We start from the raw sequence: 12538 nt of genomic DNA, 5'->3' as shown, positions 1-12538 counted from the left end.
GGATGTCCCCGTGCCCCGGTTCAGTGTCATCGTCCCCGCGTACCAGGTTCAGGCGTATCTGCACGAGTGCCTGGACTCGGTGCTGTCGCAGTCGTACACCGACTTCGAACTGATCGCGGTCGACGACTGCTCACCGGACGCCTGCGGCGCGATCATCGACGAGTTCGCGGCCCGCGACCCGCGTGTACGGCCGGTGCACCTGCCCGAGAACGCCGGCCTGGGGCCGGCCCGCAACGCCGGGATGGACCGGGCCACGGGCGACTACCTGGTCTTCCTCGACGGCGACGACACCCTCACCCCCGACGCGCTGCGTTCCATCGCGGACCGGCTGAAGGAGACGGACGAGCCGGACGTACTCGTCTACGACTACGCACGCACGTACTGGACCGGCGAGGCCGTGCGCAACCAGGCCGCCGCGCGCCTCACCGAGGAGGGCCCGGCCCCGTTCCGGCTGGCCGACCGTCCGGGGCTGCTGCATCTGCTGATGGTCGCCTGGAACAAGACCTGCCGCCGGGAGTTCGTCGAACGCCAGGGCTTCTCCTTCCCGCCGGGCTACTACGAGGACACCCCCTGGACCTACCCGGTGCTGATGACGGCGGAGTCGATCGCCACCCTGGACCGGGTCTGCGTGCACTACCGGCAGCGGCGGCAGGGCAGCATCCTGGGCACGCCCGGCGAGCGGCACTTCGACGTCTTCGCGCAGTACGACCGGGTGTTCGCGTTCCTGGAGTCCGATCCGGAGCTGGCCCGCTGGCGGCCGGTGCTGTTCCGCCGCATGGTCGACCACCTGGCCACGGTGTACTCCCGGCGCCGGCTGCCGCGCGGCGCACGCACCGAGTTCCTGCGCCGGGCCCGCGCCCACTACCGCCGCCACCGGGTCCCCGGCGCCACCGTCACCCCCCGCGCGCGCGTGCACCACACCCTGACCCGCCTGGGCCTGTACCGGACGTACCGCGCCCTGCGGCTGGCGGCGGCCCTGGCGCGCGGCGCCCGGAAGCTCACCGCGCGGCTGCTGGGCGCCGTGCGCACGGCCGGGCTCGGGTTGCACTACCGCCTCCAGCGCCTGCTTCCGGTGCGTGCCGACCGCGCTCTGTTCGCGGCCCACGGCGGCCGGGGCCACGGGTGCAATCCGGGAGCGCTGGAGCAGGCGTTCCGCACCTTCGCGCCGCACGTCCGCACCGCGTGGGCCGCCGACCCGGCGCACCACCACGCCGTCCCGCCGGGCCCGCGTCGGGTGACGCCCGGCACGGCCGCTTACCTGACGGAGCTGGCCCGTGCCAAATACCTGGTGCACAACACCGGCTTCGACGCCCGGCTGGTCAAGCGCCGCGGCCAGGTGCTGATCCAGACCCTGCACGGCACGCCGCTGAAACACGCCGGCCTGGACCTCCAGGAACGCCCGGCCGCCGCCCGCGGAACGGACTTCGCCCGGATGCTGCGCGCCGTCGCGGCCTGGGACTACGTCGTCTCGGCCAACCGCCACTCCACGCTGGCCTGGGAACGGGTCTTCCCCGGCGGCTACACCACGCTGGAGGTGGGCCAGCCCCGCACCGACGCGCTGCACACGGCCACGGCCGCCGACGTGACCCGGCTGCGCGAGCTGCTCGGCGTCCCCGAGGGCACGGTGGCGATCCTGTACGCGCCGGCCCACCGGGACTACCGCCGCACCCAGCGTCCCGGCCTGGACCTGGAGCAGGTCCTGCGCCGCCTCGGCCCGCGTTTCGTGGTGCTGGCCCGGGGGCCCTTCCGGCGCGAGGGCGCCTCGGACCGGCTCATCGACGTCACCGGCCACCCGAGCATGGCCTCGCTCTGCCTGGCCTCGGACGCGCTGGTCACCGACTACTCGTCGCTGATGTTCGACTACGCGGGCCTGGACCGGCCGATCGTGCTGCACGCCGACGAGCCGGAGGCGTTCGAGGCCGCCCACGGCACCTACCTGGACCTGCGTGCCTTCCCGCCCGGTGCGGTCGCGCGCAGCGAGGACGAGCTGATCGACATCTTCGCCACCGGCCACTGGCGCGGCTCGCGCTCCGCGCAGCTCAGATCGGCGTTCCGCGCCCGGTTCTGCCCGTACGACGACGGTCGCGCCGCCGAGCGGGTCGTACGCCGTGTGGTGCTCGGCGCGAGCGAGAGCGACCTGCCACCGGTCGTACCGCTCGACGAGCGCCACCCGGCCCCCTCCGCCGCCGCGTCCCTGCCGCACTCGCCGCTCGCGTCCGTGCCGCGACCGGCCGGCCCGCGCACCGTCACCCCGAGCCGCTGACCGCGTTTCCCACAGGGAGGCCACATGCTCCGCAGCTCCTCGCGGCCCACCCCGACCCGGCCGCCCGCCCGGCGGCCGACGGGCCGGCCCGGCCGCCGCCGCGTCGACTGAGCCGTCCGGCGCACGAGGGCCCACCACACGAAGACGACAGAAAGCACAGAATGCCCCGCTTCAGCATCATCGTCCCGTCCCATGGGGTCGCGGGCCGGCTGTCCCAGGCGCTGGACTCGGTCCTCGCCCAGTCCTTCGGCGACTTCGAGCTGATCCCGGTGTGCCGGACGCTGGACTGCTCGGCGGCGGACGTCGCCGCCGCCCTGGCCGAGCGGGACTCCCGGGTGGCGCCCGTGCACTCACCGCCGTCGGACGGCCTGGCCGGGGCGCGCAACGCGGGGATGGAGGCCGCGACCGGCGCGTATCTGCTGTTCCTCGACGGCGACGACACCCTCGTACCGGGCGCGCTGGCGGCGCTCGACGCGCGGCTGGCCCAGGCCGGCGACGACGTCGACGTGCTGTACTTCGAGCACGAACGCGTCCCCTGGTGGGAGGGCGAGCCCACCAACCCGGCCGCGCAGGTGCTCGCGGGCACCCCGGACGGCGTCTTCGCCCCCGACCGTGTCCCGCACCTGACCGGCGTCCGGCTGCCGGCGTGGAGCGCCGCCTACCGCCGCGCGTTCCTCACCGCACGCGATCTTCGTTTCCCGGCCGGGCACTACACCGACGTCGGCTTCGGCGGGCTGGTGGCGGCGGGCGCGGCGCGTATGGCGGTGCTGCGCGCCGTCCTGGTACGGCACCTGGTGCGACGGCAGGGCAGCCGGCTGAACCTGCCCGGCGACCACCACGGCGCACTGCTGGACCAGGCCGAGCTGGTGCTGGCGCACGCCGCCGAGGCAGAGCTGGCCCAGGAGCGGCGTACGGCCCTGTTCGAGCAGCTGTTCGCGGCGGTCCTGAAGACGGCCACGCACCCGCGCCGGCTGCCGCCCCGGCACCGCCGCGCCTTCTTCCGCCGGGCGAGCGCGCTGTACCGGCGGCACCGCCCCGCCGGTTTCCGGCCGCCGGGCGGCAGGCTCGGGGTGCAGCACCGGCTGCTGGCGGCCCGGTCGTACACGGCGTTCCGGGCGCTGCGCGGCGCCAACCGGGCGGCGACCCGTGCCCTCCAGGCGCTGCCGCGCCCCCGCGGCCTGCGCACCCGGCTGCTGTACCGGCTCCACCTGCGCCGGCCCCTGGACGCGAACCTCGCCGTGTACTGCGCCTACTGGGGCCGCGGCTACGCCTGCAACCCGGCCGCGATCCACGCCAAGGCCCGCGAACTCGCCCCGCACATCCGGTCGGTGTTCCTGGTCGAGCCGGACCAGGCGCACACCATGCCGAAGGACGTCGAGCACGCCGTCATCGGCAGCCGGCGCTACTGGGAGGTGCTGGCCCGCGCCAAGTACCTGATCAACAACGCCAACTTCGCGGAGGGCGTGGTCAAGCGCCCCGGCAGCGTGCACCTCCAGACGCAGCACGGCACGCCGCTGAAGACGATGGGCGTCGACCAGTCGACGTACCCGGTGGTGGCGGCGGCCACCGGCAGCTTCGCCAAGCTGCTGGGCCGGGTGGACCGCTGGGACTACAACCTCTCCTCCAACTCCCACTCCACCCGCATGTGGGAGCGCGCCTTCCCGGGCTCGTACGAGCAGCTGGAATACGGCTATCCGCGCAACGACGTGTACTACACGGCGACCGCCGAGGACGTGGCCCGCATCCGGCGCGAACTGGGCGTCCCGGAGGGGAAGACGGCCGTGCTGTACGCGCCGACGCACCGGGACTACGAGACCGGCTTCGACGCGGGCCCCCTCGACCTGGAGGCGTTCTGCGAGGCGGCCGGCGAGGACGTGGTGGTGCTGCTGCGCGCCCACTACTTCTACGACCGCGGCGGGCGGCGGAGCACCGGCCGGGTCATCGACGTGACCGCGCACCGCTCCTCGGAGGACGTCTGCCTGGCCGCCGACGCGCTGGTCACGGACTACTCGTCGATCATGTTCGACTACGCCAACCTGGACCGGCCGATCGTCGTGTACGCCGACGACTGGGAGGTCTACCGGGAGACACGGGGCGTCTACTTCGACCTGATGGCGGCGCCGCCCGGCCCGGTCGTGCGGACGCCGGAGGAACTGGCGAAGGTCTTCGCCGACGGCTCGTACGCGGGGCCCGAGTCCACGGCGCTGCGGGCGGCCTTCCGGGAGCGGTTCTGCGAGTTCGACGACGGCCGGGCCGCCGAGCGCGTCGTGCGCCGGGTGCTGCTCGGCGAGCCGCCCGAGGCGATTCCGCCCGTGACCCCGCTCGCGGAGCGCTCCCCGGCCCCCGCCGCCACCCTCGTAAGGAGCTGAACCCGAAGTGCCCCGCTTCAGCGTCATCGTCCCCTGCTTCAAGGTGCAGGGGTTCCTCGCCGAATGCCTCGACTCGGTCCTTCAGCAGTGCTACCGCGACATCGAGGTGATCGCCGTGGACGACTGCTCGCCGGACGGCTGCGGCGCGATCCTCGACGAGTACGCCGCCCGCGACGACCGGGTGCGCGTGCTGCACCTGCCGGAGAACGTCGGCCTCGGCCGCGCCCGCAACGCCGGGATGGAGCACGCCACCGGCGACTACCTGTTCTTCCTGGACAGCGACGACACCCTCACGCCGGGCGCGCTGCGCGCGCTGGCCGACCGGCTGGCGGAGGCGGACGACCCGGACGTGCTGGTCTTCGACTACGCGCGCACCTACTGGTGGGGCGGCACCCGCCGCAACGTCCTGGCGCGGGTGCTCGCCGAGGCCGGCGACGGCACGTTCACCGCCGCCGAGCATCCGCAGATCCTCGATCTGCTGATGGTGGTGTGGAACAAGGTCTACCGGCGCGACTTCGTCGGGCGGGAGGGCTTCACCTTCCCGCCCGGCTACTACGAGGACACGCCGTGGACGTTCCCGGTGATGCTCAGCGCCGGGCGGATCGCCGCGCTGGACCGGATCTGCCTGAACTACCGGCAGCGGCGGCAGGGCAACATCCTGTCCACCACCAGCCGCAAGCACTTCGACATCCACGAGCAGTACGAGCGGGTGTTCGCCTTCGTCGACACCCGCCCGGAGCTGGCCGGCTGGCGGCCGTTCCTGCACGCCAAGATGGGCGAGCACTGCCTGGACATCCTCGCCAAGCCGGACCGGCTGCCCCCGTCCGACAAGGGCGAGTTCTTCCGCCGTACCGCGCGGATGTTCCGCGCGTACCGGCCCGAGGGGGTGTCCGTCCCGCCCGAACTGCGGGTGCTGGAGCGCGGCTACGCCGCCTACTTCGTCCGGCGGCAGGCGGGCCGGGCCGCACGGGAGCTGGGCCGACGGGCCGGGCAGGCGCGCGAGGCGGCCGCCGGACGGCTGGGGCGGGCCCGGTCGGCGGTGAACGCGCGCCGGCCACTGGACCCGGACCTCGCCGTGTACTCGGCGTTCTCGCACCGGGGTGTGCTCGGCGACCCGGCGGCGATCTACCGCAAGGCGCGGGAGCTGGCCCCGCGGCTGCGCGGGGTGTGGGTGGTGCGGGACGCGACGGAAGCGGCGCTGCTGCCGCCGGACACCGAGTACGTGATCCTCGGCAGCGCGGCCTACCGCCGGGTCACGGATCGGGCCACGTTCTTCGTCAACAACGTCAACTGGCCCGGCAGCGTGCCCAAGCGGCCCGGCAGCGTGCACATCCACACCCACCAGGGCACCCCGCTGAAGTACATGGGCGCCGATCTGCTCGGCAAGCCCGGCGCCCGGTTCCAGACCGACGTGCCCGGAATGCTGCGCCGCGCCGACCGCTGGGACTACAGCCTGGTCGCCAACCGGCACTCGGAGCTGGTGTGGGAGCGGGCCTACCCCTGCCACTTCACCTCGGTGCGCACCGGCAGCCCCCGCAACGACGTGCTGGTCGCCGCGGGCCCGGAGGACGGTGCCGCCTTCCGGTTCCGGTACGGCATCCCGGAGGACCACACGGTGGTGCTGTACGCGCCGACCCGCCGCGACTACCGCCGGGGCGGGCACGTCGACCGGTTCGACCCGGCCCGGCTCGCACGGGACCTCGGCGAGGGGCACACCCTGGTCGTCCGGCTGCATCCGTCGCTGGCCGCCGGGCACGCGCGCGGGATGGGCCTGGCGGAGCTGCACCGGCGCGGGGTGCTGGTCGACGCCACGGACGAGCCGTATGTCGAGGAGGTGATGCTCGCCTCGGACGTGCTGGTCACCGACTACTCCGCCCTGATGTTCGACTACGCCAACCTGGACCGGCCGATCGTGGTGCACGCCGACGACTGGGGCGCGTACGCGGCGAGCCGCGGCGCCTACTTCGACATCACCGCCGAGGCGCCGGGCCATGTGGCGCGCTCCTACCGGGAGCTGGCGTGGCTGTTCGCCTCGGGAACGTGGCGGGACGAGGAGGCGGCGCGGCTGCGGTCCGCCTTCCGGGACCGGTTCTGCGAGTTCGACGACGGCCGGGCGGCCGAGCGGGTGGTGCGGACCCTGATGCTGGGCGAGGAGATGCCCGCGCCCGCGAAGGTACCGGGCGCGCGTTCCGTCCCGGCCGGCCGTGACGCGCTGGCCTCGTCATGAGACCGCGCACCTGGGTGCTGGTCCTGGCCGCGGTGTTCGCCGTGCTCCAGCTCGCGAACGTCACCGGCCGGGACACGCCCGACACCAAGAACTACCTGTCGTACGCGCTGAGCCTCGCGGGCGAGGACAAGCGGGAGGCCGCGGCGGCCACCATCGACCACTTCTGCCTCAGCGGGGCCTCGACGGCACGCCGCAACCAGAGCGTGGACGTGGTGCACTTCCACCGGCCCGACCCCACCGACCGGGTGAAGACCGAGTGCCACAGGGAACAGTGGCAGCTGGTGGACACGCGGCTCGCCGACGGGCAGACCTCCGGCCACACGGTGCCGTTCATGCCGGAGCGCTTCCAGCGGATCTTCGAGGTGCGGCCCGGCTACCCGGTGTTCCTGGTGCCGTTCGTCACCGTGCTCGGCGTGACGTGGGGCCTGTGGGCCGCGAGCGTCGTCATCGCGGCGGCGGGCGGGGTGCTCGCCTTCCTGATCCTGCGCACCCTGTCCGTGCCGGTGCCGCTCGCGCTGACCGGGCAGGCCCTGTACTACGTCCTGCCGTGCGGGACGACCGCCATGCGCCCGATGACCGAGGGGCTGATGATGGCGCTGACGCTGGCGGCGGTGTGGGGCTGTGCGCTGGTGCTCAAGGGGCGGCGGGCACGGGCCGGGTTGGCGCTGGTGGCCGGCTCGCTGGTGCTCCTGTTCACGGTCAAGCACTCCCAGTCGCTCTTCCTCGGCGCCTGTCTGGCGGTGGCGGGCACGGTGCTCGCCGTGCGGCGGCGCGGCCGGGGGCGGCCGGCGGGCCGGGGCGTGTGGGCGATCGCGGGGGCGGGCCTGACCGCGGCCGCCGGGACGCTGCTGCTGGCCCGGCTGCTGCACTACCCGACGATGACGGACAGCGTGCAGGACCTGCTCACCGGCCACTTCTCCCGGCCGGACCGGGAGCGGCCGTGGCGGGAGTTCGTGCAGTTGCAGGGCAACTTCTGGCTGGAGTGGCTGCGCCGGCAGCTGTGGCAGCCGCTGTTCGTGGCCGCGCTGGCCGCCGGGGCGTGGGGTGCGCTGCGGCGGCCGGCGTTCGGCGGCTTCCTGGTCGCGGCGGCGTTCACCGGGGTCCTCACCCAGGCCGGTCATCCGGACATCAACATCTGGGGCGAGCGGCTGATCGTGCTGGCCTGGCTGCTGCCGGTGGTGGGTCTGCCGCTGCTGCTGGAGCCGGTGGTGCGAGGCAACCTGGTGGCGCTGCCATCCCAGGCCCACGCCGATCATCACTCGATACGGTGATATGACGTCATGCCGTTGACCCGACCGGGAACATACGGCAAATGCCCCGAAAGCTCCTTTTCCCGACAGCCCAGTGAGCGCCGGAGTCCTCGTCCGGCGGACCGTGCGCGGTGCGACGGCGCTGCGCGGCGGCCGGGTGTGGCGGCCCACGCCCTACCAGGTCGCCGGCTTGCTGTTCTGGCTGCTGATGACGCTGGCGTACTGGCGGATGCCGCTGTGCTGCGACGCCGGCCAGCACGCAGCCGTCGTCGAGCGGCTCAAGGCCGACCTGCTCAGTCCGCGCCATCCGATGGCCGACCTGCCGGGCGCGGGCAGCGCCTACTACTCGCCGTACGCGGTGGCGCAGGGCGCCTTCGCCCGGCTGACGGGGCTGGGCGGCTGGGAGGTGGTGCGGCTCGCCGGGCCGCTGAACCTGCTCGTGCTGCTGACCGGCATCGGGCGTCTGGTGCGGGTGCTGACACCCCGGCCCTGGGCGCCGGTGCTGGCGCTGGCGGCGATGACCCTGCTGTGGGGGACCGAGCGGGCCTGGTGGAGCGGCTACCTCGGGCTGATGTCGATGACGGGCAACCTCGGCTACCCGTCGGCGTTCGCGATCGGGCTCACCTTCTGGGCCTGGGCGCTGACCGGGGCGCGGGCACGGGACGCGCGCCGGGTGCGCTACGTCGGGCCGAGCGGCCTGCGCGGTTTCGCGGGCTACGCCGGGCTCGGCGTGGTCTACGCGCTGATCCTGCTGGTGCACCCGATCACGTCGGTGGCCGCGGTGCTGGGCGCGGTGGCGTTCGTCGCGGGATGGCAACGGGGGTGGCGGCGAGCCGTCGTCGGAAGGTGGGCGCTGACCGCCGCGGTCGCGGTGGCGACGGCCGCGGCCTGGCCCTACTTCGACGTGTTCGCGCTGGCCGGGGACGACAGCGTGGACGCGATGCACCGGGTGCTGTACCTGAACCTTCCCGGGCAGTTCTGGCTGGCGCTGCTCGGGCTGCCGGCGCTGTGGCTGCGCGGGCGCCGCTCGGCCCGGGACCCGCTGGTGCTGCTGTTCGCCCTCGACTGCCTGGTGGTGGCGTACGGCTGGCTGAGCGGCCACTACACCTACGGCAGGATCCTGGGGCTCACCCTGGTGCCGCTGCAGTTCGCGCTGGCGGCGGAGCTGGCGGCGCCCCGCCCGTGGCGCCGGTGGCGGCGGCTGCTGGGCGGGGCGACGGCCGCGGGCGCCTGCCTCGGCTTCCTCACGGTGCAGGCGGGGGCGGTGGTGCCGCGCGCGCTGGACCCGGTCGGCTTCGAACAGCCGCCGGACTGGCCGGCGTACGCCTGGGCGGCGCGGTACATCGCCCCCGGCGAGGTGGTGATCACCGACGGGTACTACGCCGTGCACGCGATCGCCGGGTACGGCCCCAACCTCGCCGCGCCCGCCTGGCCGGACCCGTCCCTGGACGAGCGGGAGCGGCGGCGGCGTGTGGCCGACGTCGAGGCCTATCTCGCCCCCGGCTCCACCCGCGCCGAGCGCGCCGCCGTCGTGCGCCGCTACGGGGTGCGCTGGCTGCTGCTGACGCGGTGGCAGCCGGTGCCCGAGGAGGCGGTGGTGGTGGCGTGGAGCGAGCGGACGGGCGAGGTGCTGGCGCGGGTGGGCTGACGGGCCCGCCGGCCGGCGGTCACTCGATGACCAGCTCGACCGGGATGTTGCCGCGGGTGGCGTTGGAGTACGGGCAGACCTGGTGGGCCTGCTCGACCAGCTTGCGGCCGGTCGCCTCGTCCACGGTGCCGGGCAGCTCGACCCGGAGGGTGACGGCCAGCCCGAAGCCCTCGCCCTGCTTCCCGATGCCGACCTCGGCGGTCACCGCCGCGTCGCTCACGTCGACCTTGGCCTGCCGGCCGACGAGGCCGAGGGCGCCGGCGAAGCAGGCGGAGTAGCCGGCGGCGAACAGCTGCTCGGGATTGGTGCCCCGACCGTCGCCGCCCATCTCCACCGGGAGGCCGAGCTGGAGGTCGAGCGTGCCGTCGGAGGAGACGGCGCGGCCCTCGCGGCCGTGGGTGGCGGTGGCGACGGCGGTGTAGAGCGCGTTCATGGAAGCCCTCCGTGATGAGGATCGTGCCGCTCCGGGGTTCCGGGGCGGCCTGACGACGCCAAGTAGAGCACACAATTAAGTTGTGCACAATCGAATTGCTCGCATCGGCTACGCTGGGGGCATGAACACGCCCGCAGCCGACTGGCTCCGCCTCGACCGGCAGATCTGCTTCTCCCTGAACGCCGCCTCGCGCGCCTTCGGCGGCGTCTACCGGGTGCTCCTGAAGGACCTCGGGCTCACCTATCCGCAGTACCTGGTGATGCTGGCGCTGTGGGAGCACGGCGAGCTGCCCGTCAAGCGGCTCGGCGAGCACCTGCGGCTCGACTCCGGCACGCTGTCGCCGCTGCTCAAGCGGCTGGAGGCGGCGGGGCTGGTGCGACGGGAGCGCAGCGCGCGCGACGAGCGGTCGGTGCACGTGCGGGCCACCGAGGAGGGCGTCGCGCTGCGCGAGCGGGCGCTGGAGGTGCCGCGCCGGATCGCCGCGGCGACCGGCTTCGGCCTGGACGAGATCGAGGACCTGCGCTCCCGCCTCGACCGCCTCACGACCGCACTGGACACGGCGGCGTCGGCGCAGTTGCGGCCCGCGGAGGTGCGGCCGGCGCCGCCGGACCGGGCGTAGCGCGCCCGCACCGACGCTTACGCCGGATGCCGCCTTATCGGCATCCATATGACTTTCGTACGACTTACGATCCGTCGTGATGAGACGGATTCCCCGAGCCAATCCGCGAGCCCCGGTCGGCGTCGTCGTCATCGGGTACCAGGACGCGGCCCACGTGGCGGACGCCGTGCGCTCGGCGCTCGCCCAGGGCCCCGTCGTCCGCCAGGTCGTCGCCGTGGACGACTGCTCGACCGACGGCAGCGCGGAGCTGCTCGCACGCATGGCCGAGACGGAACCGCGTCTGACGGTGATCCGGCGCACGGCCAACAGCGGCGGCTGCGGCACGCCGCGCAACGCCGGGCTGGACGCGGTGACGACGCCGTACGTGATGTTCCTGGACAGCGACGACGTGCTGGCGCCAGGGGCGGTGGAGGTACTGCTGGCGGCGGCGACCGCGGGGCGCGCGGAGGTCGCGAGCGGGCTGTGCGTACGCCGCGAGCTGCCCTCGGGCCGCGAGGTGCCGTGGCAGCCGGCGCTCTACGGGACGCGCACCGTCGTCGACCACCCCGCGCGGTGCCCCCGCCTCGTGCGGGACGCCCTGTGCGTCAACAAGCTCTACCGCACCGACTTCCTGCGCGAACACGCCATCCGCTTCCCCGACGGCCGCTTCCCCTACGAGGACATCGTCTTCACCGCGCGCGTGCTGGCCGCCGGTCCGCGCATCGCCCTCGTCCCGGACCGGGTCTACGTGTGGCACGTCCGCCGGTCCGCCGAGCGGCTGTCCATCTCGCTGGACCGGTCCGGCGTCGGCAAGTGGCGGGCGCGCACGCACGCGTGCCGCACGGCGTACGACATTCTGCTCGGCGCCGGGCAGAAGGAGCTGGCGCGGGCGGCGCGCGCCCGGTTCCTCGACCACGAACTGCGCCTGTACGCGCACGAGCTGGAGTTGCGGGACGCGCGCTATCAGCGCGCGTGGTGGACGCGCACGCGGGAGTGCCTCGCGGAGTACGACGCGGCCGACTGGGCGCGCTCACCGGCCGCGCCGGGCAGCCTGCTCGGACGGGTCGTGCTGGCCTCTCCCGAGCCGTGCGACCTGCCCCGCCTGCGGGAGCTGGCGGCCCGCCCGGCCCGCCTCCTGCCGCCCTACGCGCGCGCCGCCGACGGCACGCCGGTGTGGTCGGACGACCTGCCCGAGGTGACGCTGGAGCCCCTGCTGGCCCGGCCGGTGGGCATGCTCCCGCTGGCCGTCGACGCGGAGCTGCGCCCCCGCGCGCGGGACAGCCGGCTGCGGCTGCGCCTGCACGAGCTGTACGGGCGCGTAGCGCAGGCGGGTCCGCGGGAGGTGGAGGTGGAGTGGCGGCGCCGGGACGACGGACGGACGGCCTCGTGCCGTACGGCGGCCCTGGCGCCGGCACCGGACGGGTGGCGGGCGGTGGCGCCCGTGGATCTGGCCGCCCTGGCCGCGTCCGGCGCGGGCACCTGGGACCTGTACCTGCGCCTGCGCTTCGGGGACGGCGCGAGCCGCGAGGTCACGGCGCATGCGCGCGCGGGCGACGGTCTGCTGCGCCGCCGCGCCGTGCCGAGCGCCCGGTACGGCCTGCTCCTGGTCCAGTCGTACGCCACGCACTCCGGCGCGCTGGCCCTGCGGGTGGCGGCCGGGCCGCGCGGGGCCGGGGCCGTGGTGCGCGGCAGACTCCGGCGCCTGCTTCACTGAGAGACGACCACGCAGCGGAACGGAACGAGGGGACGG

General features: G+C 74.4%; 8 protein-coding genes. 7 read left to right on the top strand and 1 reads right to left on the bottom strand.

Annotated elements, in window-relative coordinates:
• Positions 1-10: 10 nt before the first annotated feature.
• The 5 genes from ACLGIH_RS21125 (at position 11) to ACLGIH_RS21105 (ending at position 9757) form a co-directional block, all read left to right on the top strand.
• Positions 11-2263 (top strand): bifunctional glycosyltransferase/CDP-glycerol:glycerophosphate glycerophosphotransferase, encoded by a 2253-nt coding sequence (locus ACLGIH_RS21125; RefSeq protein ID WP_416526823.1) that lies wholly within the window; start codon positions 11-13, stop codon positions 2261-2263.
• Positions 2264-2424: 161 nt separating this feature from the next.
• Positions 2425-4632, top strand: coding sequence for a bifunctional glycosyltransferase/CDP-glycerol:glycerophosphate glycerophosphotransferase (locus ACLGIH_RS21120; protein ID WP_416526822.1), 2208 nt, complete (start codon positions 2425-2427; stop codon positions 4630-4632).
• A gap of 7 nt (positions 4633-4639) precedes the next feature.
• Positions 4640-6859 (top strand): bifunctional glycosyltransferase/CDP-glycerol:glycerophosphate glycerophosphotransferase, encoded by a 2220-nt coding sequence (locus ACLGIH_RS21115; RefSeq protein WP_416526821.1) that lies wholly within the window; start codon positions 4640-4642, stop codon positions 6857-6859.
• Complete coding sequence (locus ACLGIH_RS21110; protein ID WP_416526820.1) at positions 6856-8130, top strand: hypothetical protein; 1275 nt, start codon at positions 6856-6858, stop codon at positions 8128-8130. Before ACLGIH_RS21115 ends, ACLGIH_RS21110 begins: the two co-directional genes overlap by 4 nt.
• 73 nt (positions 8131-8203) lie before the next feature.
• Positions 8204-9757, top strand: coding sequence for a hypothetical protein (locus tag ACLGIH_RS21105; protein ID WP_416526819.1), 1554 nt, complete (start codon positions 8204-8206; stop codon positions 9755-9757).
• A gap of 19 nt (positions 9758-9776) precedes the next feature.
• Here ACLGIH_RS21105 and ACLGIH_RS21100 read toward each other — a convergent pair whose 3' ends face one another.
• On the bottom strand, positions 9777-10190 hold the full coding sequence (locus tag ACLGIH_RS21100; protein WP_416526818.1) for an organic hydroperoxide resistance protein: 414 nt from the start codon (positions 10188-10190) through the stop codon (positions 9777-9779).
• Positions 10191-10311: 121 nt separating this feature from the next.
• Here ACLGIH_RS21100 and ACLGIH_RS21095 point away from each other — a divergent pair, with 121 nt between their 5' ends.
• Both ACLGIH_RS21095 and ACLGIH_RS21090 read left to right on the top strand, forming a co-directional pair.
• A complete protein-coding gene (locus ACLGIH_RS21095; RefSeq protein ID WP_416526817.1) occupies positions 10312-10809 on the top strand; it encodes a MarR family winged helix-turn-helix transcriptional regulator in 498 nt (165 codons plus the stop codon).
• Between the two features lie 79 nt (positions 10810-10888).
• Positions 10889-12502, top strand: a complete 1614-nt coding sequence (locus tag ACLGIH_RS21090) for a glycosyltransferase family 2 protein (protein WP_416526816.1) — start codon at positions 10889-10891, stop codon at positions 12500-12502.
• Positions 12503-12538 lie beyond the last annotated feature (36 nt).

Source organism: Streptomyces hamibioticus (genome assembly GCF_047946815.1).
In the GTDB taxonomy this organism is placed as follows: Bacteria; Actinomycetota; Actinomycetes; order Streptomycetales; family Streptomycetaceae; genus Streptomyces.
The sequence above is the reverse complement of the archived record's forward strand: the minus strand, read 5'-3'. Positions and strand labels throughout refer to the sequence as shown.